This window comes from Schaalia odontolytica, assembly GCF_024584435.1.
Classification (GTDB): Bacteria; Actinomycetota; Actinomycetes; order Actinomycetales; family Actinomycetaceae; genus Pauljensenia.
Genome location: NZ_CP102197.1, coordinates 1,887,419 through 1,906,566 on the forward strand (window position 1 = coordinate 1,887,419; position 19,148 = coordinate 1,906,566).

Sequence of the window (19,148 nt, forward strand, 5' to 3'; positions counted from 1 at the left end):
GCGCAGCACCCACTCCCCCGCCACCCACGGGTGGGGCGGCGGGGGACGGTGGTGTGCGGGCCTCGTTGGTGGGAGGTCACGACTGTGCGCGCAGGTTGCGGCGGCGTCCGAGGGCGCCCACCCACACGCAGGCCGCGCCCGTGAGGGCCCACGTGAGCGAGACGACGGTCAGGGGGATGGTGTCGGCGCCGGTGGTGGCCAGGGACAGGTCGCAGTCCTTGCCCGAGGCGGTGCGGCCGACGACCTGGGAGACCATGGGTCGCCCGTTCGGTCCCAGCGCGCCGGTGGCGGTGAGTTCCCCGCCGCTGCCGAAGCCGCTGCCGGCCAGCGCCTCGCCGTTGGGGGTGACGCGCATGGAGATCGTGAGGGTGTAGGTGCCGGGCGCGTGAACACCCAGTTCTGGTGGGCGTGGGTGTTGGCGCCGAGCGTGTAGGCGCTGCCGGGGCCGTCGAAGACGTGCTCGCCGACGCCCGATCCGAGGGCTCCCGCGTTGAAGACGGCGACGCGGCCGGGGCCTTCGACGGCGTCGAGGGTGAATTGGACGCCCCCGGTGGTGCCACTAACGATCTCTTCGCGCTGGGAGTTCAGGCCCAACCAGGGCACGCCCGCGATCTGGGTGGAGGGGATGAGCCAGACGCTCGAGCCCGCGGAGGCGACGAAGCTGAGGTCGGCGGGCGCGGTGATGCGGGCGGCGTCACCCAGGGCGAAGGTCAGGGAGGTGGGGTCAACCCACTGGGCGGGCTGGGAGCGGTCGTCCTTGATGCGGGCGACGAGGGTTCCGTTCTCGATGGCAGGCCCCAGGTCAAAGTGTCCGTCGGTCGCGTTGCCGCTCGCGCCGTCGCCGACGCTCACGGTCAGCGTGGTGCGCGCGGTGTTGGCGGGTGCCTTGTTCGAGGCGAGGGTGGCCGCCTCTGCCTCGGTGGCCTCGCGGGTGACGCGGGTGGCGACGCAGCGGTCGGTGGCCCCCGCGCCCCCGCTCGTCTTGGCCGGTGCGGCGCCTCGACCGTTGGCGGTCCCGCCCGCTCCGCTTCCCGAGGTCGTGGTCGGGTTGGTGCCGCCGGCCTCCGGGGTGCTCGGCGCGTGGGCCGGGGGCTGCTGCGCGGCCTGGCCTGTGCCGCCCTGTTGCGCGTCGGGGGTGGAGGGGGCGGAGTTTCCGGGTGGCTCAGCCGTGGGGGGCTGGGAGCCTTGTGCGACGCACGAGGCTTCGTCGGCCACGTCGATGGTGTAGGTGCGTGCGGCGCTCTGGACGGGTACTCCGGTGGCGCCCTTGGGCCAGGCGGTGGCCTGGACGGTGAGGACGTAGCGTCCGGCGCGGGTGAAGAGCCAGTTGACGTGCTTGTGGGCGGGGTACGCCTGGTCGATGTCGTCGCCGGTAGGGGCGAGGTCGTAGTCGTAGCTGCCGTCGGCGGTGACCGCCTGGGCGGCCCCCGTCAGGCCGGAGGTGAAGGCGTAGATGCGGCCGTCGGCGGGTCCGGAGTAGGTGACGTGGAAGCGTGCCGCGTCGTAGCCTCCGGCCGTGATGCCCAGGGTGTCCCACCCGGGCCACAGGACCGTGGCCTGGTTGTCGCCGGACTGTCCGAGCAGGTAGGCGGCGGTGGGCGCGCCGGTCGCCTGGCTGACGGATGCGGGGATCTGGGTGAGCGTGGATCCCTTGACGGCGAGGAGGGTCTTTTCGGGTTCGCGCAGCACTCCGGAGCCGGTGGCGTCCTCCTTGATGCGCAGGGTGAGGGCGCCGGACACGTCGGAGGTCAGGTCGAAGATGTCGGCGTGTCCGTGGTCGAGTGTCGCGGTGGTCCCCTGGGGGGCCGTGCGCATGGCGTCGCACGAGGTGATGGAGCCGGAGAGCGCTGCGGACGAGGCCGGGGCGCCTTCCTCGGTCGAGGCGTCGGCTTCGGCGGTGGTGGCGCTCGCGTCTGCGGCCGTCGCGTCGGTTGCGGCATCGGGGCCGGTTGTGGCCTCGTCGGCGGCCTGAGCGGCTGCGGGTACGAGGAACGACGTGGCCGCGAGGGCCATGGCGGCAAACGCCCGGGCCGCTCGGCGACCCGGGTTCCGCTGCTTCGTGGGGTTCATGGAACTGGTCCTCTAGGTGCGTAGCACAAGACTATTGAATGAGAATCGTTATCATTCTATGCCTGCTAGCCTTGTGCTGCAAAGTCCTAGCCCCGCCGGGCTCACCGGGGGCGTCGGAGTAGCCGGGAGCGCGACGGCGGACACCCTCGCCGGTTCCTCGTGCGACGCATCTTACTGTCCGTACGGTTGATTACGACCCGGTCGGAAGAATAGGCTATAACATCAAGCGCCTGACACAGCTGCCAAGCTCGTCGGGCGCTTTTCTTGTTTGGAACACGCAGGGTCGCGCCGACGCGATCCGCGGCGGCACACTCCACGTTCGAGATACGCCGGGCGATCCCCGGCCTCGTCAAACAGGGATACAACCCACGAATACGATCCCACGAGGAGGTCACTCATGTTCTCTACCATCGACGTCATGGTTGCCCAGGCCCACATCGACCAGCTCAACGAGCTCGCCGACGCCAAGCGTTCGCGCAAGGCCGATCGCCACTGAGCGATCCTCCGGCCGCGCCGGAGCAGCACACCGGTCCGCAGACCCCCACGGGGCTGCGGACTTCTTATTGGTGTGCCCGCCCGCTTGGCGCTCCGGTTTCCTCTCCCCTACCACTCACTCACGGCTCAAGCGGCCATCGTCTCTCATGCCCAACGGATTCCACAGCCGCTTACGCCCAACGACGAGCTGCCTGTCGAATCTGCTCGGTGTACCGGTAGAGATCCTCGAGCTTCTCGATCTCGTATCGGTCCTCGGTCTTGTCGTCGCCGACGAAGGCGATGACCTTACGGCGACCGAAGTAGCAACGCACGATGGGACGCCGATTGTTGTCATCTGCTAGGACAGAGAAGTACGAGCGAACATCACGGTAGGTGATTCGCTCGGCGGGAATCTCGGCGCACGCAATCGCCTTGACGATCCTGTAGGCGGCGAGTTCATCGTCGGTTGTTTCAATGCCATCGGAGGGAACCGGAACCGGCTCGTCAACGTCGGCGGGTTCCTCAACATTGTCGGGAACGGGCATGACGGTGTTGACATCGGCTCCCAGAGCGCTCTTAAGTCGATCATTGATCCGTTCATTGAGGAACTGTCCGAGGGCCTTATCGGTGATGCTGGTGAACTTCTCCAGAACCGGCTGGGTCAAGCGGCCGTCATAGACGCGCGCAGCGAAGAGGCGAACGAAGTCGGCGGACGGCTCTTTGAATTCCGCGGCCACCTCGCGCTTGATCGCGCCGAGGTACTTGAGTTCCTCGGCGGCGCTGACCACAGAGTCCAGGTCGAAGCGCTCCTTCGTGAGCTTTCGGAGCTCCGGCAGGAAGGTCTCATCGATGTCTGCCAGATCGAGGACGAGGAAGGGGCGAGAGTCCATGACGTTGGGCGCATCGAGGTCGGTATAGAAGTTGTAGACTCGCCCGTTCGTCAGGACCGCGATACGCGCCGTCGTCACCGAGAAGTAGCGGTAGAGTTGCGACGCATGCTCGGGGGTCAGGTCTCCACTGACCTTCTTACATTCGAGGAGTATGCGGACCTCTCCCCCATCCATGATCGCGTAGTCGACCTTTTCGCCACGCTTCACGCCTACATCGGCGGTGTACTCGGGGATGACCTCCTGCGGGTTGAAAATGTCGTATCCGAGGACAGTCGATATGAACGGCAGGATGAAGGCCGTCTTAGTTGCCTCCTCGGTTTCGATGTTTTCCCACTGGTCGGCGACCTTGGTGGCTAGGAGAGTGAGGGCGTCCTCGAAGGCCATGAGAGTACTCCGTTGTCGATAAGTTGCAGGTAATCACAATATAGATCGAAAGTAATCTGCCACACAAGTGAGAGTGTCGATCACGCGGGAGCTGACCTCCGTGCATCTACGCACGGATGCGACAGAATCCGCCGTCTACAAGGATTGCCGTACCTTCCATAAAGGAAGCCGCGTTGCTACTCCTCAACACATAAAAAGCCAGTCATCGGCATCTCCATATCAGCGGAGGGTCAACGGCTGGCTTTGATAGCAAGATACTAGCACTGATTGAATCGGTGTCATCAACATTGGATTCCGAGCTGCGCCACACCGTCGATGTTTCACGTGAAACAACTCGCCCAAGGATGGGGACAGTACCCTCCGCACTCACGGCACACGCGGCCTCGAACCACGGCGGATCCCCGAGAGCCAGACGCCATCGGCTGCGCCTCTTCCACGGCCGACGCGTAAGGCGGCCCGGCCACGCTCTGGCCCAACACCCCGCCGGGGGCAGAAAGTGGCACACTTGACCTATACGGATAACGCGACTTCACGCAGAGGATGGCACGCCCTTGACTCAACCTTCACCGCACGGAGGGACCCCGGCCTGGTCCGGGAGAACCCCCTCTCAGGGTAACCGGCTCGACCCCTGGTTCGACGTCTACGCAGACCGCGCCCACAACCTGCGCGCCTCCGAGATTCGAGCCCTCTTTTCCGTCGTCTCCCGACCGGAGGTCGTCTCCCTCGCCGGAGGCATGCCCAACCTGAAGGACCTTCCCCTCGACCGCCTGGCGGCATCGGCGGAGCGACTGATCCGCAACCACGGCGCCAAGGCCATGCAATACGGTAGCGGCCAGGGCTGGGAGGTCCTGCGCGAGCGCATCACCGAGGTCATGGGCTACGACGGAATCGTTGGCGCGGACCCCGACGACGTGGTGGTCACGACCGGCAGCCAGCAGGCCCTCGACCTCGTCACCGAGCTCTTCGTCAACCCGGGCGACGTCATCCTCGCCGAGGCCCCCTCCTACGTGGGAGCCCTCGGCGTCTTCCGCGCCCGGCAGGCAGACGTCGTCCACGTCCCCATGGATGACCACGGCATCATTCCCGAGGCTCTCGTCGACACCATTCGAGACGTGCGCGCCAGCGGCCGAACCATCAAGTTCATCTACATCATCCCGAACTACCACAACCCCGCCGGCGTCACCCTGTCCGCCGAGCGGCGCCCCATCATCGCCGACATCTGCCTGCGCGAACACGTGCTCATCGTCGAAGACAACCCCTACGGACTCCTCGGCTTCGACTCCGATCCCCTGCCGGCAATCGCCTCCTACAGCCCCGAGGGCGTCGTCTACCTGGGTTCCTTCTCCAAGATGTTCGCCCCGGGCTTTCGAATCGGCTGGGCATACGCGCCCCACGCCATCCGAGCCAAGCTCGTCCTCGCACTCGAGTCCGCTATCCTGTGCCCGTCGATGGTCGGCCAGATGGCGATCGCCGACTACCTGAGCGACTACGACTGGTACGGCCAGGTCAAGTCCTTCCGGTCGATGTACGCGCAGCGGTGCCGGGCGATGCTCACCTCGCTCGAGGAGTTCATGCCCTCGTGCACGTGGACGGTGCCCGACGGAGGCTTCTACACATGGGTGACCCTCCCCGACGGCCTCGACGCGAAGGCCATGCTGCCGCGCGCCGTGAGGGCACAGGTCGCCTACGTGTCCGGCACAGCCTTCTTCTACGACGGCCAGGGCTCGAACCACCTGCGCCTCTCGTTCTGCTACCCCACTCCCGACGAGATTCGCGAGGGAGTCCGGCGCCTGTCCACCGTTGTCAACGCCGAGAAGGACATCGTCGACATGTTCGGTACCGCCTCGATCGACGAGGCCGGCAGCCCTTCGGCCCGCTAGGTTACGTTAGGAGAAACCCACCATGGCAACGAAAGTTCTCATCATCGCCGGCGGACTTACTCACGAGCGCGACGTGTCGGTCCGGTCGGGTCGCCGCGTCGCCAACATCCTCGCGCAGTTCGGCTACGAGGTCATGCGATCCGACGTCGACGCCTCCCTCACCGAGTCGATCCAGACCTTCGAACCCGACGTCGTCTGGCCGCTGGTCCACGGCTCCATCGGCGAGGATGGATCCCTGCAGTCCTTCCTCGAGTCCGTGGGGGTGCCCTTCGTCGGATCGTCGTCGGTACAGGCGATGCTGGCCTCCAACAAGCCCACCGCCAAGGCCTTGCTCGGCTCCGCCGGCGTCGCCACGCCCGGCTGGGTAACGCTCCCCCAGGCGATCTTCCGTCAGCTCGGCGCCTCCAACGTCCTGGCCGCCCTCGAAGGCTCGGTGTCCTTCCCCGTCGTCATCAAGCCCACCGACGGCGGCTCGGCACTGGGCATCTCCACCGCGCACAACACGGATCAGCTGCGCCGAGCCATGGTCGACGCCTTCGCCTACGGCCAGCGACTCATGGTCGAGCAGCGCATCGACGGGCGGGACGTGGCCGTGTCCGTCGTCGACCTGTGGGACGGCCCCGTGGCCCTCCCGCCGGTCGAGGTGTCCACGGATCGCGGCCGCTACGACTACGACGCCCGCTACACCACCGATGAGACCGAGTACTTTGTGCCCGCACGCCTCTCCGACGAGCTTCTTGCGGACCTGCAGGCCGCGGCCGTCGAGGCCCACACGACACTTGGCCTACGCGACCTGTCCCGCATCGACTTCGTCGTCGACGACGCGGGTACGTGCTGGTTCATTGACGCGAACGTCGCGCCCGGCATGACCGACACGTCGCTCCTCCCCCAGGCGGCCGATGCCCTCGACGATTCCTCTTTCGCACAGCTATGCGCCGACATCATCGATTTCGTCGCCGAGGGCCGCACCAGTCAGCTCGATGCGCTCACCGCCGAGGAACCCACCGCAGGGCCTCAGGCAACCGAGTAGCCCAGCATCAACGAGTGGCCCGCGGGAGGTTTACCTCCCGCGGGCCACCTGTTTCACGTGAAACATCGCCGCCGACGCGCGCTCGCCCAGCGACCAGACTTAGGAGGCCGCGAGGAAGCCGAGCTCCACGAGGCGTGCTCGCGCATTGTCCACGCCCTTCCAGATGACACCGCGAACCCCCAGAAGCTCCGCCGCGCGCACGTTTTCACGCCTGTCGTCGACAAAGGCCACGTCTTCGTGGGGCGTGTTCAGCCGCTGCAGCACATCACGGTAGATCCCCCGTGACGGCTTGCACACGCCGTAGTCGCACGAAAACGCAAAGAAGTCGAAGAGCTTCGCCCACTCGGAGCGCTTGATCGCCTTGGCGACCGGGTACGGCGCGTTCGATAGAATTCCCACGCGGACGCCCTGCTCCCGTAGCCGACGCACTAACGCGAGGGCGTCATCATTAGCGCTTGCCATGCGTGAAGTATCAAGCGCGACCAGCCTGCTGAGAAGATCCGCGCTGGGCTCAGGCTGCCCACAGTCACCCGCGATCCGATCCCAGAACACGCGGTCCGGTAGGCCGGCGTCATAGTCGCCGCGATGGGTCCACATCGCCTGATTGACGAGCGTTGTCAGGCCGCGTGAGCCATCACCAAACATCTCTGCAATCACGTGCGGATCGGGGTGGGCGTCGACGAGAACGCCACCGACATCGAAAAGCACGGTGCGCGAACTGCCTTGGGCGTTCATGCCTTTCGCTCCTTCTGGTACTGCAAGGATCCAACGGCGGATCCTATCAATGTAGTGTATGCGGTCAAGCTTCCGCGCAATAGTGCGGAAAATGTATGATTGGGTACATACATCTCCTGAACTGCGGAAAGATTGCTAACACCCGGTCAGCGCAAAATTAGATCCGCGATTCGCTGCAGGTCGTCGGCCCCGGCAAACTCGATGACGATCTTGCCCTTCCTGCGGCCCTCGGTGATCGACACACGCGTGTCATAGGCGTCGGAGAGCGCCGACACCACGCTTTCACCCAGGGGCGAGAGGGATTGCTGTCGGCGGCTCCGCGGCGGAGCGGCAGCCTTGATCTTGCCGAGGCGGACGATCTCCTCGGTGGTGCGCACCGACAACCCTTCCTGAACGATTCGATCCGCCAGCCGCTCCATCTCCTCGGGAGTGGAGAGCGCCAGCAAGGCACGAGCGTGCCCAGCGCTGATCACTTGCGCCGCCACCTTCTTCTGTACCGACGGAGGAAGCTTCAGCAGGCGCAGCGTGTTCGCTATCTGAGGACGCGACCGCGCGATCCTCTTCGCAAGTTCGTCCTGGGTCGCTCCGAAATCGGCCATGAGCTGCTGATATGCGCTCGCCTCTTCGAGCGGATTGAGCTGCGAACGATGCAGGTTCTCCAGCAAGGCATCGCGGAGCAGATCCCCGTCCTCGGTCTCTCGGATGATGGCCGGGATGGTCGTCTCCCCCGCCAGCTCCGACGCACGCAAACGCCTCTCGCCCATGATGAGTTCGTAGCGCGCGCCCGGCTTCTCAGCGATAAACTCCTTGAGCTTAGTTGAGCGCCCGGTCGCGGGAATCGTTCGGACGACCACCGGCTGGAGGACCCCGACCTCCTTAATCGAGGCGGAGAGTTCCGTGAGGTCCTCCTCGTTGAAGACCTCTCGGGGCTGCTTCGTGTTGGGAACGATCTGATCGATCGGAATCTCCGCAAATGACGCGCCGGGAACGGGGACAAGCTGTGCGTCGACGGATGTTTCACGTGAAACATGATCGACAGCGGGTGTCGGGTCCACGGCCTTGCCGCCCGTCGCAGGGCCACCCGTTCCGTCGCTCGCCGACACTCCAGGCTTTCCGCCATCCCTTCCGCGGGCTACGCCCGCGGCGACGTCGACGGGTGGCATCGCGGGGCGCTTCTTCTTGGAGGAAGATCCCGCACGCTTGGGTTGCAGGAGTTCCTTCGCGGATCCTCCCCTGCTGCGCACGGTGGATCCCTCCGGAAAGAACACGTCGAGCGGACGAGAGGGCGCAGATTGCGTTGGCTCCGAGGCCTGCTCAGGCGCCTGAGGAATGAGCGCTCCGAGGCCACGACCCAGCCCACTGTGCCTACGCGCGGTCTTGCGCCCCTCCGACTTCGACGATGCATCCGCCATTGCACTACTCCTTCAGTTGCGTCAATTCATTGTTTCACGTGAAACATCGGTGCGTGCTCACGCCGTGAGCGCCGTTGATCACTATGCTGCACCGATGACCACGATGGTTGGACGTTGCGGCCTGGAAAGATAGGGGTGTGATGCGCAGTGTTTCACGTGAAACAATCACCGAGCGTCGCTCGGTATCCTCTGCGAAAGCTCAAGCGCAGCCTTGCGGTACGCGATCGCGCCGACGTTCTTCCCGTCGTAGGTGATGACCGTTTGCCCGTAGCTCGGAGCCTCGGAAATGCGCACGGAGCGCGGAATGACGGTCTCAAACGTGTGCTCCGGGAAGTGCGACCGCACCTCGCTTTCGACCTCCTCGGAAAGCCGCGTTCGCTTGTCGGCCATCGTCAGCAGCATGCCGGACACCTGCAGGCCGGGATTGAGATCGGCGCCAATGCGTTCCACCGTGCGCCACAACTGGCTGAGGCCCTCCAGAGCGTAGTACTCGGCCTGAATCGGGATCACGACCTCGTTCGCCGCGACCATGACGTTCAGGGTCACGAGGCCAAGCGACGGCGGGCAGTCGATCAGAACGATATCGATCTCTCTGTGCGTCGCCACATACTCGCGCAGGGCGACGCTCAGTCGATACTCTCGTTCCGACACGTCCACGAGCTCAATCTCAGCGCCCGACAGGTCTATCGTTGCGGGGCAGACGAGGACTCCATCGATGTCCGGGCACGGCTGGACGACATCCTCCATCCTCGCGCCCCCGATAATGACGTCGTAGGTAGAAGGCGTGCCAGCGGGGTGCTCAACTCCAAGCGCACTGGACGCATTGCCCTGAGCGTCAGCGTCGACAACGAGCACGGACAGGCCGCCAACGGCCAGCCCCGCCGCAAGATTCACCGTCGAAGTCGTCTTGCCGACGCCGCCCTTCTGGTTCGCCACGGCGATGATCCGCGTGGTCTCCGGCTTGCGGAATGTGGCCCGCTCGAGCATCGCCAAATCACGCAGGTTGCGTTCGATCTGAGTAGACAGAGGGGTGTTGTTATTGCTCATGACACCTTCCTAGGTTCTGCCACTAGTCTACGGGCAGACGGACGCACTTCCAGCCCAAAAGCGTTGAATGCGCGAAGGTGCACGAAATCGTAGACTCGCCAGCCCGATCATCGATCGACACGTTTTCTAGGATCGATTCTCCCAGCGAAGGCGCCGCACCGATTCGGCCGCCGATCGAACGAAGCGATCCCACACACGACAAGCCTATTGTGTTACACATCACAGTAACGTGCTACTGACGGTCTCGCCCGCCTCGGCGGTCAACGGATGCGCGTGCAGACCACGACGTAGGTCGACTCCTCTTCCATGATGGAGGGAACCTCGTGGATCTGCGCGCGCAGATGGTGACGCCGCAGCTCCCCGGAGGCCTCCTCGACCTCGATGGGTGCCCGCCTGCCCTTGAGCGCGACGAGCGCCCCGCCCGGCGCGATCAGCTTGGAGGTCATGCGCACAAGCTTGCTCATGTTGGCCACCGCGCGGGCGGTCACCACGTCGGCCTTACCCTTGCCGCGCAGCTCTTCGGCCCTCGCCTGATGAATCGTGACGTTGTCGAGTCCCAGGTCGTCAACCACATCCATGAGCCATTCGACCCGGCGCGCCATCGGCTCGGCCAGGTGCACGTCGAGATCGGGTCGACAGGCGGCGATCACGATGCCCGGCAGTCCCGAACCGGAACCAACGTCGAGCACCTGTCGGCCGCGCTTGCTGGGCATAAACTCCAGGACGGCCGCCGAGTTGACGATGTGCCGCGACCAGATGCGTTCCATGTCCCGCGGGCCAAGCAGGCCGCGGATCTCCCCCTCTTCCTCAAGCATCCGCGCATACTCTGCGACGTCGGAGAAGGAGGGGCCAAAGAACGAGCGAACCTCGTCGGTGGGTTCTTCTGGGACGAAGGGGTCGCCCACCTGGCGACCCCTTCCCATCCCGCTTGGCTTCTCACTCACCGTCAGAATCCTCGGGGAGGATGACGACTCGGCGGTGCGGCTCCACGCCTTCGGACTCCGAAGTCAGGCCCTCCGCGGCGACCACGTCGTGGCACACCTTGCGTTCGAAGGGATTCATCGCCTCGAGCTTGACGGCATCCCCGCTGGCTCGCACGCGAGCGATAGCCTCGCGCGTGATGTCCTGCAGCTCCTCCTTGCGCTCGGCGCGGAATCCCGCGATGTCCAGCATCAGGCGCGACCGCTCGCCTGTCTCGGTCTGAACGGCTAAGCGGGTCAGCTCCTGGAGCGCGTCAAGCACCTCCCCGTCCTCGCCGACGAGCCGATCGAGCGCGTCGGGATCGTCGGCGACGATCTCGACAGACGCGCGGCCGTTCTCCACGTCGATCTCGATATCTCCGTCGAGGTCGGCGATGTCAAGCAGCTCTTCCAGGTAGTCTGCGGCGAGTTCACCCTCTTCCTCGAGGCGGGTGAGCTTGTCTGCATTGTCGTCACTCATGACGTCTCCTCCGTGGTGGGGAATGGGTCTGTATGGTCTTCAGGTTACCCTCGGGTGCCCGAAGCGGAAAACTGTCTCTGGATCAGCGCTTGTCACCCGAGCGGCGCCGTGCCTTGCGGCGCTCGACGCGGCGCCGCTCGATCTCCTGGGCGCTGAGTGAGCCGCGGGCTCCGCTGCGCTCGGAATCGGCCTCGGGTGCCTCCCCCGTTGCCGTGGCGGCCTCGCGCTCGGCAACGCGGCGGCCTCGCGCCTTCTTCTGCAGCTCGGCCCTCTGGGCGGAGGCCTCCTTCCTGGCCCGACGCTTCTCGACGGCCAGGCTCAGCCCGCGCATCCACTGCTCGTCGGGCAGGGTCGTCCACGCCTGAGAGGCGAGGTTGCGGTACACCGTCACGATCTCGCCGACCGACATGGAGGCGGGGAAGTCCGAGGCGACGTGCTGTTTCTTGGCCCTGGATCGCAACGTCGCGAGCGTGCGCTCGTTGAGCTCGTCAACGCGCGGGTCGGAGGCGGGTGTGCCGAGCGCGGCCCTCTCCCGGTCGTAGTCCTGGAAGAAGGGCTTGGCCCACGCCTGGTAGGCGGCTTCGCGCGAGGCCAGCAGGTCGGCGTAGGCGGGTGAACCCGGTGTCGGCATGACCTTGATGGTCCAGTACGCCTGCGCGAGCGCCCACACGGACGCGGTCACCGTGTAGATGACGACGCCCATCTGGAAGAAGACACCGGAGAAGATGAACATCAGCGGCATGACGTACATCATGGAGCGCTGCGACTGGGCCATGGGGTTGTCGCCCATGTCGGGCATGTTGCGCGAGAAGGACATGCGCATGGAGACGAACTGGAGAACGACCATCATGACGATTGCGGCCACGAACACCGCGACGGCCATCGGCTGGTCGAAGGAATCGCGCAGCGTGTGCGACAGGGGAACCCCAAAGACGGTCGAGTTGACGATCTCCGAGGAAACGGATGCGTTCAGCGGGCCGAGGTGGTCGGTGGATTCGCCCCGGTAGGTGTATGTGCCGTTGGCGATAGACGATACGGCGATGATGGCGCGGTACATGCCGAAGAGGACGGGCATTTGGACCAGCATCGGCAGGCAGGAGGCAAACGGCGAGACCTTGTGCTTGCGCTGGAGGGCCTGGGTCTCCTCCATCATCTTCTGCCGACTCGCCTGGTCCTTCTTGCCCTTGTACTTCTCCTGGATCTTGCGCATCTCGGGCTGGATGGCCTGCATGGCGCGCGAGGATCGGATCTGCTTGAGGAACAGCGGGATGATGGCGATGCGCACCAGGACGGTGAGCAGGACGATGGACAGGACCCACGCCACACCGGATCCGGAGGAGAATCCCAGGAGCACGAGGAGATCGTGGATCCACACCCACAGGTAGGAGATGGCCCACGCGAAGGGGTGGAGGATTGCGTCGAACATGGACTATTCGCTTTCGCCGTGGCGCGTTGGCGCCGCTGTTTCGTTGTTCCTTAGTGGCCCGAGGCCGTCGTTGAGTCTCCGGAGAGGTCGGTGGGGTCCAGTCCCATCGGTTCGGGACGAACCCAGTTGTCGTGCCCCGCCCAATCATCGGGCGGGACCCAGGGGTCCGGCTTCCACCTGCCACGCTCGGGCACGTGGTCCACCCCGCCCAGGCTCCAGGGGTTGCACCGCAGGAGGCGCCAGGCGCCAAGGACGAATCCCTTGATGGGTCCGTGGACACGAATCGCTTGGAGCGCGTATGTGGAGCAGCTGGGAGCGTATCGGCATCGGGGTCCGAGGGCCGGAGAAATGAAGCGCTGGTAGGCGACGATGGGCGCCGACACGATCTGGCCGACGAGGCGTCCCAGCCGAGTCATCGTGCGTCCCACTTGCGCCACGCTTTGCTCATGACACGGTCGAGGTGCGCTCCCAGTTCCTTGGAAGAAACTCCCAGGGAGCGGCCGGAGGCCCGCACGACGACCCGGCTTCCCTCGGGAAGGTTGTCGATACGCTCGCGCATGAGGTGACGAAGCTGTCGTTTGACTCGGTTGCGACCGTTGGCGCGCTTGATCTCCCGCTTGGGTACGACGAAACCGACGAGGCGGCTGTTGCGTTCCTCGTCGGCTCGGACGTGGACGACGACCAGCGGGTCGCCTGCGCGCGCTCCGTGTCGGATCGCGGCGGTGAAGTCCGCTGGGTCAACCATGCGGTGCGCGCGCGGCAGCACCGGGGTGTCTCAGGCGGACAGCTTGGCGCGGCCCTTGCGGCGGCGGGCAGCCAGAATGGCGCGGCCGGCGCGGGTCGACATGCGCAGGCGGAAGCCGTGCGTCTTGGAACGACGACGGTTGTTGGGCTGGTAGGTCCGCTTGGTGGTCACGGCGATTCTCCTCGGCGGTGAGTGGTCTCCCACTCGTTATCGGTTGGGCTATCGGCCCATCGGGGCGCGATAGCGGGGACGCGCGCCCCAAATGGGCGCAAACAAAAGTCAAGACTAAGCGGATCCGCGCGGGGAGTCAACGGGGCGGAGTTACGCACCTCGTCACACACAGCATCCACAGCTGTGCAAATCACTGTGGAACAGTATCGTCCACAGTTCGTGGATGGGGCGCGTTATCCACAGGCGGGTCGCTCTTTTGGTTTCCGCACGCTGGCGCGGACCCACAGTTGTAACTACAACTCTGTGATTCTGTGATGGTTCTCCACAGCTTCATCCCCAGTCTGTGCATAACATGTGCGCGGGCTACACTGCTCAGGTGCACAGGAGTCACGCGCATGACCACGATGCCGTGATTGAACTCACCGTCTGATCTGTCCGGAGGTTGCCGTGGAGTCGGATTCCCTCACACGTGCCTGGGCTGCGGCCCTCGGCGCTGTCCCCACCGATGAGCTGGGGCCCGTCGCCACGTCCATGCTGCGATCCGCCCGCCCCCTCGGTGATATCGAAGGCACGATTCTGCTGGCCGTCCCCAACGGATTCACCAAACAGTGGATCGAGGACAAGGCTCAGTCCAAGCTCACGGCCGCGCTGTCGGTCAACCTGGGCCGAACCGTGCGAATCGCCATCACCGTTGATCCCTCCCTGGAGGTCGTCGCCGAGGACGAGGAACCCGCCCCCGTCCAGCAGAGGCCCAAGGAGAAGGCGCCTCAACCAGCCAGGAAGGAGGCGCACTCCCCCGCCCTGGTGAGTGCGCCCACCGATTCCGGTCCGACCCACCTCAATCCGAAGTTCACCTTCGACACCTTCGTCATCGGCCCCTCCAACCGTTTCGCTCACGCGGCCGCGCTGGCTGCCTCGGAGACACCCGGTACCGCGTTCAACCCGCTGTTCATCTACGGCGACTCGGGGCTGGGCAAGACTCACCTCCTGCAGGCGATCGGACACAACGCGCTGTCGATGATGCCCCACCTGAAGGTCCGATACGTCAACTCCGAGGAGTTCACGAACGAGTTCATCAACGCGATCCGCCTGAACAAGACGGATAACTCCCAGGTCGAGGCCTTCCACCGCCGCTACCGCGAACTCGACATCCTCCTTATTGACGATATCCAGTTCATCGGCGACAAGGAACAGACCGTCGAGGGCTTCTTCCACACCTTCAATGCCCTGCACAGCGCGAACAAGCAGATCGTCCTGACCTCAGATCTGCCGCCCGCGCAGCTCAAGGGCTTCGAGGACCGTATGCGGTCGCGCTTCTCCTCGGGGCTACTCGTCGACGTTCAGCCGCCGGACCTGGAGACTCGCATCGCCATTCTCCATAAGAAGGCCGACGCGGAGGGCCTCGAGGTCACGCCCGAGGTCTTTGAGTACGTGGCCTCGCGCATCTCCTCGAACATCCGGGAGCTGGAGGGCGCGCTCGTGCGCATCGGCGCGTGGGCTTCCCTCTACCAGGAGCGCATCGACCTGAACCTGGCCCAGATGATGCTCAAGGACTTCGTGTCCAATCCCGACGACAACGAGATCACGGTGAGCCTCATCATGAGCCAGTGCGCCGTCTACTTCGGCGTCACGATTGAGCAGATGGGCTCGTCCGAACGCAGTCACAACGTCGTCGAGGCCCGCCAGATCGCCATGTACCTGTGCCGCGAGCTGACGGATCTATCGCTGCCGAAGATCGGGCAAGCCTTCGGTCGCGACCACACGACGGTCATGCACGCGAACAAGAAGATCTCGAAGCTCATGAAGGAGAAGCGCGAGACCTTCAACCACGTGTCGGAGCTTACAAATCGGATCAAGCAGAAGGCCAGGGAGTCGTAGTAAACGGCGTGGGCGCGCACGAAAGTGCGCGCCCACGCCTCCATTCACAGCGGCTGTTCATAGTCGCGTGGATCAAGGCCACGGGCCTGTGGAGAAAGGGATGGGTGCTGTGGATCTCCAAGACTTGTAGTTTCTTTCATCCACAGCCCCGCGTGGGGAGTCCACAGAAGCGTCCAGGAATGACATCACAGTAGTTTCCTTGACGTTGCGCGGATAGGGGCGTTTTTCCACAGAACTCACAGCCCTTATGATGGATGGAGAGATCAATGATCGTGGTTTTTTCACAGGCCGCCGCACATCGGCGCCAAGTGCCCTGGTCTTTCCGCCTGCCGACGAGGCCAGTATCGCGCCCCGTGTGGGCACACATGTGGGTAAAGTAGTCTTCGATCCGTTTTGTGTTTTGGAGGCAGCTATGAAGTTCACCGTCGCCCGCGATGTTCTGGCCGAAGCCGTTTCGTGGACCGCCCGCGCGCTCCCCGTGCGTCCAGCCTCGCCGATCCTGGCTGGCGTGCGCATCAAGGCCGACGGCGACGAACTGACGCTCTCCTCCTTCGACTACGAGGTCTCTGCTAACTCCCACATTCCCGCAACCGTTGACGAGGCCGGTGAGGTGCTCGTCTCCGGTCGTCTCCTCGCGGACATCTCTAAGTCTCTGCCCTCCAAGCCCGTCTCCGTTGAGCTGGACGGACAGAAGGTCAACCTCGTGTGCGGGTCCTCGCACTTCACGCTGGCGGTCATGCCCCTCGACGAGTATCCCCTGCTCCCGGCCCAGCCCACCGGCATCGGGGCGATCGACTCCTCGACCCTGTCGCAGGCCGTCTCCCAGGTGTCGATCGCTGCCTCCCGCGACGACACGCTTCCCCTCCTGACCGGTGTTCGCATCGAGATCAACGGGCCCTCGATCACGCTCCTGGCGACCGACCGCTACCGCCTGGCGATGCGCGAGCTCGACTGGGAGCCGACGGACACCTCGATCGAGGAGATTGCCCTGGTCAAGGCGCGCATCCTCCAGGATGTCGCCAAGTCGATGACCTCGGGCGCCAAGGTCGAGGTCGGTCTCTCCGGCGAGACCCAGCCGGGCGCGTCCTCGCTCATCGGTTTCACCGCCTCCGGTCGTCGCACGACGTCGACCCTCATGGACGGCGACTACCCCGCCGTGCGACGGCTCTTCCCCGAGTCCACGCCGATCCAGGCGGTCGTTGACCGTCATGCCCTCCTGGAGGCCGTTAAGCGCATGTCCCTGGTTGCCGAGCGCAAGACCTCGGTGCGACTGGCGTTCACCGAGGGCCAGCTGGTCCTCGAAGCCGGCCAGGGAGACAACGCGCAGGCATCGGAGGCCATCGAAGCCTCGCTGCACGGCGACGACATTTCGACCGCGTTCAACCCGCAGTTCCTCATTGATGGCCTGCAGGTTCTGGACACCGACTTCGTCCGTTTCGGCTTTACGCACTCCACCAAGCCGGCCGTCATCACGGGCCAGAAGAAGGTCGACGAGGGCGAGGTCACCCAGTTTCGCTACCTGCTGATGCCCATCCGCTTCGGCATCTGACGTGCGCGTCTCTCACCTGGCCCTCGACGACTTCCGTTCCTGGAAACACGGAGTCGTCGAGCTGCCCGCCGGAACCACGGTCCTGGTGGGCGCGAACGGCCAGGGTAAAACGAACCTCGTTGAGGCGCTGGCCTACCTGTCGGCCTTCTCTTCGCACAGGGTCGGTGCGGAGGGCGCTCTCGTTCGTATCCCCACAGACGAGGCCGAGAATCCCCCGGGCGGAGCCGTCATCCGCGCACGGATCGTCTCCTCGGGACGCGAACAGGTCGTCGAGCTGGAAATCGTGCGCGGCAAGGCCAATCGCGCGCGCATCAACAGGGCGCAGGTCAGGCCCCGCGACATCCTCGGGCTCGTGCGCACCGTTGTTTTCGCCCCCGAGGACCTCTCTCTCGTGCGCGCCGATCCCTCCGTGAGGCGATCCTTCCTGGACGACCTGGCGACCCAGCTCTCTCCCCTGCACGCTTCGGTGCGTGCCGACTTCGATCGCGTCGCCCGACAGAGGGCGGCCCTCATGAAGGCCGCGCAGGCCTCGTCGCGCAGGGGAAGAACCCCGGATCTGTCCACCCTTCACGTGTGGGATTGCCAGTTCGCCGAGCTCTCGGCACGCATCAGTGCCACCCGCGCCGCCGTCGCGGCAGCCCTCGTGGAGCCGGCGAGGCGAGCCTACGACGACGTGGCGGACTCCCCGCGCCGCCTCACTCTCGCTTTCGATGCCTCCGTCGACCGGGTGATCGGCACCGACCCGGAGGATCCGGCCAGCGCCGACCTGACGGATGCGCAGGCCCAGGCAGAGCGGATGCTTGCCGCGCTGGCGCACGTGCGGGACAGGGAAATCGAACGCGGAGTCAACCTGGTGGGCGCACACCGCGACGACCTGTCCCTGAGCCTGGGTTCCATGCCCGTCAAGGGATATGCGTCCCACGGAGAATCCTGGTCGGTCGCTCTCGCCCTGCGCCTGGGGGCCTTCGAGCTGCTCAGCGACGGCGAGGACACCCCCATCCTCATCCTCGACGATGTCTTTGCCGAGCTCGACTCCTCGCGCCGGCAGGGCCTGGCGTCCCTCGCCTCGAGGGCGGAGCAGGTCATCGTGACCTGCGCGGTCGCCGAGGACCTGCCCTCCTCCCTCCCCCACCACGCGCTGCGCGTGCGCCTCGACGCCGAGAGGGGAACGGTCATTGACGGGGACGACCATGACTGACCGAGAAGAACGACCCGAGGCTGTGGAACGGGCCGACGACACGGACGAGTTCGTTGTGCGAGCCCTGGAACGCGCCCAACGAGTGGCCCGCAACCACGGCTACACGCGATCGACCCTGCCCTCGTGGGGCCTCGATGAAACTCGCCCGCGTCGCTCCCTCGACGGATCCAGCGAGTACGCCGCGATCGAGACAGACGGGCTGGGAAGAATCGGGGACGAGGAGGGGGCTCAGGCACGCGCGGCCGCCCGAGCCGCCGCGTACCGGCACGTCAACGGGGTCGAGGCACCGGCCTCGTTCTCCGAAGAGGACCCGGGCGGTGATCTCGCGGCGCTGCGCCGGGCCCTGGAGGGAACCGGCGCCTCGTGGAGCCGCTCGCCCGGCATGGCGGCCATGCGCCCGCGCTACAGGCGAGCAAACTCTCTGGGTGCCATCCTGGCCAGAACGATCAGTTCCCGAGCCTGGGATACCCCCACCAAGATGGGATCCATCATGGCCAAGTGGAGGAAGATCGTCGGTCCCCAGGTCGCCGACCACGCTCGAATCGAGACCTTCGAGGGGCACCGGCTGGTGGTTCGAACCGACTCCACCGCGTGGGCCAAGCAGCTCCAGCTTCTCCTGCCGACGATCGAGAGGCGAATCGTCGAGGAAGTCGGCTCGGGCGTGGTCGAGCAGGTCATCATTCGAGGCCCCGTTGCACCCTCGTGGAGGAAGGGCCCGTACGTGGTGCGGGGTCGAGGACCGCGCGCGGACTACGGGTAGAACAAACGCGTTGAGAAGGCGTGGAAGATCACCGTGTCGACACCGAGAATTTGCTACGC

At 65.2% G+C, this 19,148-nt stretch carries 16 protein-coding genes and 1 pseudogene; 6 read left to right on the top strand and 11 right to left on the bottom strand.

Going from position 1 to position 19,148, the window contains the following annotated elements; genetic code table 11:
• Nucleotides 1-76 precede the first annotated feature (76 nt).
• Together NQK35_RS08395 and NQK35_RS08400 are read right to left on the bottom strand one after the other, a co-directional pair.
• Nucleotides 77-2,070: pseudogene (locus NQK35_RS08395) on the bottom strand (TIGR03773 family transporter-associated surface protein).
• 665 nt (nt 2,071-2,735) lie between these two features.
• Complete coding sequence (locus tag NQK35_RS08400; protein WP_257113876.1) at nt 2,736-3,818, bottom strand: type I restriction endonuclease; 1,083 nt, start codon at nt 3,816-3,818, stop codon at nt 2,736-2,738.
• Nucleotides 3,819-4,369: 551 nt separating this feature from the next.
• Here NQK35_RS08400 and NQK35_RS08405 point away from each other — a divergent pair.
• Nucleotides 4,370-5,698 carry an aminotransferase-like domain-containing protein gene (locus NQK35_RS08405; protein ID WP_257113877.1) on the top strand — a complete coding sequence of 443 codons (1,329 nt, stop codon included), beginning with the start codon at nt 4,370-4,372 and terminating at the stop codon, nt 5,696-5,698.
• Nucleotides 5,699-5,720: 22 nt separating this feature from the next.
• The gene (locus NQK35_RS08410) at nt 5,721-6,728 is read left to right on the top strand and encodes a D-alanine--D-alanine ligase family protein (protein ID WP_257113878.1); all 1,008 of its coding nucleotides are present in this window, start codon (nt 5,721-5,723) and stop codon (nt 6,726-6,728) included.
• Nucleotides 6,729-6,827: 99 nt separating this feature from the next.
• Here NQK35_RS08410 and NQK35_RS08415 read toward each other — a convergent pair whose 3' ends face one another.
• The 9 genes from NQK35_RS08415 to rpmH all read right to left on the bottom strand — a co-directional run bounded on the left by NQK35_RS08415 (nt 6,828) and on the right by rpmH (nt 13,704).
• On the bottom strand, nt 6,828-7,463 hold the full coding sequence (locus NQK35_RS08415; RefSeq protein ID WP_257113879.1) for an HAD-IA family hydrolase: 636 nt from the start codon (nt 7,461-7,463) through the stop codon (nt 6,828-6,830).
• A 146-nt stretch (nt 7,464-7,609) separates the two neighbouring features.
• Nucleotides 7,610-8,875, bottom strand: coding sequence for a ParB/RepB/Spo0J family partition protein (locus tag NQK35_RS08420; protein WP_257113880.1), 1,266 nt, complete (start codon nt 8,873-8,875; stop codon nt 7,610-7,612).
• A gap of 165 nt (nt 8,876-9,040) precedes the next feature.
• Nucleotides 9,041-9,922 (bottom strand): ParA family protein, encoded by an 882-nt coding sequence (locus tag NQK35_RS08425; protein WP_257113881.1) that lies wholly within the window; start codon nt 9,920-9,922, stop codon nt 9,041-9,043.
• Nucleotides 9,923-10,182: 260 nt separating this feature from the next.
• A complete protein-coding gene (gene rsmG / locus NQK35_RS08430) occupies nt 10,183-10,845 on the bottom strand; it encodes a 16S rRNA (guanine(527)-N(7))-methyltransferase RsmG (protein WP_009212826.1) in 663 nt (220 codons plus the stop codon).
• A 13-nt stretch (nt 10,846-10,858) separates the two neighbouring features.
• The gene (locus tag NQK35_RS08435) at nt 10,859-11,362 is read right to left on the bottom strand and encodes a Jag family protein (RefSeq protein WP_048725726.1); all 504 of its coding nucleotides are present in this window, start codon (nt 11,360-11,362) and stop codon (nt 10,859-10,861) included.
• Nucleotides 11,363-11,444: 82 nt separating this feature from the next.
• Nucleotides 11,445-12,788 (bottom strand): membrane protein insertase YidC, encoded by a 1,344-nt coding sequence (gene yidC, locus NQK35_RS08440; protein WP_257113882.1) that lies wholly within the window; start codon nt 12,786-12,788, stop codon nt 11,445-11,447.
• 50 nt (nt 12,789-12,838) lie between these two features.
• Nucleotides 12,839-13,204 (bottom strand): membrane protein insertion efficiency factor YidD, encoded by a 366-nt coding sequence (yidD, locus tag NQK35_RS08445; protein ID WP_257114791.1) that lies wholly within the window; start codon nt 13,202-13,204, stop codon nt 12,839-12,841.
• Complete coding sequence (gene rnpA / locus NQK35_RS08450) at nt 13,201-13,554, bottom strand: ribonuclease P protein component (protein WP_009212822.1); 354 nt, start codon at nt 13,552-13,554, stop codon at nt 13,201-13,203. The genes yidD and rnpA overlap by 4 nt, the downstream gene beginning before the upstream one ends.
• A 9-nt stretch (nt 13,555-13,563) precedes the next feature.
• The gene (rpmH, locus tag NQK35_RS08455) at nt 13,564-13,704 is read right to left on the bottom strand and encodes a 50S ribosomal protein L34 (RefSeq protein ID WP_009212821.1); all 141 of its coding nucleotides are present in this window, start codon (nt 13,702-13,704) and stop codon (nt 13,564-13,566) included.
• Between the two features lie 447 nt (nt 13,705-14,151).
• Between rpmH and dnaA the strand changes: the two genes are divergently transcribed.
• The 4 genes from dnaA to NQK35_RS08475 all read left to right on the top strand — a co-directional run bounded on the left by dnaA (nt 14,152) and on the right by NQK35_RS08475 (nt 19,089).
• Nucleotides 14,152-15,582, top strand: a complete 1,431-nt coding sequence (gene dnaA, locus NQK35_RS08460; protein ID WP_009212820.1) for a chromosomal replication initiator protein DnaA — start codon at nt 14,152-14,154, stop codon at nt 15,580-15,582.
• 412 nt (nt 15,583-15,994) lie between these two features.
• Nucleotides 15,995-17,131, top strand: coding sequence for a DNA polymerase III subunit beta (gene dnaN, locus NQK35_RS08465; protein WP_257113883.1), 1,137 nt, complete (start codon nt 15,995-15,997; stop codon nt 17,129-17,131).
• Between the two features lies 1 nt (nt 17,132).
• Nucleotides 17,133-18,329, top strand: coding sequence for a DNA replication/repair protein RecF (gene recF / locus NQK35_RS08470; protein ID WP_257113884.1), 1,197 nt, complete (start codon nt 17,133-17,135; stop codon nt 18,327-18,329).
• The gene (locus NQK35_RS08475; protein WP_257113885.1) at nt 18,322-19,089 is read left to right on the top strand and encodes a DUF721 domain-containing protein; all 768 of its coding nucleotides are present in this window, start codon (nt 18,322-18,324) and stop codon (nt 19,087-19,089) included. Before recF ends, NQK35_RS08475 begins: the two co-directional genes overlap by 8 nt.
• The last annotated feature ends 59 nt before the right edge of the window (nt 19,090-19,148 follow it).

Excerpts from the sequence above, each read along its gene's own strand:
- NQK35_RS08435 (WP_048725726.1), bottom strand. The coding sequence starts at position 11,362 with ATGAGTGACGACAATGCAGACAAGCTCACCCGCCTCGAGGAAGAGGGT.
- yidD (WP_257114791.1), bottom strand. The coding sequence starts at position 13,204 with ATGACTCGGCTGGGACGCCTCGTCGGCCAGATCGTGTCGGCGCCCATC.
- NQK35_RS08475 (WP_257113885.1), top strand. The coding sequence starts at position 18,322 with ATGACTGACCGAGAAGAACGACCCGAGGCTGTGGAACGGGCCGACGAC.
- NQK35_RS08410 (WP_257113878.1), top strand. The coding sequence starts at position 5,721 with ATGGCAACGAAAGTTCTCATCATCGCCGGCGGACTTACTCACGAGCGC.
- NQK35_RS08420 (WP_257113880.1), bottom strand. The coding sequence starts at position 8,875 with ATGGCGGATGCATCGTCGAAGTCGGAGGGGCGCAAGACCGCGCGTAGG.
- dnaN (WP_257113883.1), top strand. The coding sequence starts at position 15,995 with ATGAAGTTCACCGTCGCCCGCGATGTTCTGGCCGAAGCCGTTTCGTGG.
- NQK35_RS08415 (WP_257113879.1), bottom strand. The coding sequence starts at position 7,463 with ATGAACGCCCAAGGCAGTTCGCGCACCGTGCTTTTCGATGTCGGTGGC.
- NQK35_RS08425 (WP_257113881.1), bottom strand. The coding sequence starts at position 9,922 with ATGAGCAATAACAACACCCCTCTGTCTACTCAGATCGAACGCAACCTG.
- NQK35_RS08400 (WP_257113876.1), bottom strand. The coding sequence starts at position 3,818 with ATGGCCTTCGAGGACGCCCTCACTCTCCTAGCCACCAAGGTCGCCGAC.
- yidC (WP_257113882.1), bottom strand. The coding sequence starts at position 12,788 with ATGTTCGACGCAATCCTCCACCCCTTCGCGTGGGCCATCTCCTACCTG.
- rsmG (WP_009212826.1), bottom strand. The coding sequence starts at position 10,845 with ATGGGAAGGGGTCGCCAGGTGGGCGACCCCTTCGTCCCAGAAGAACCC.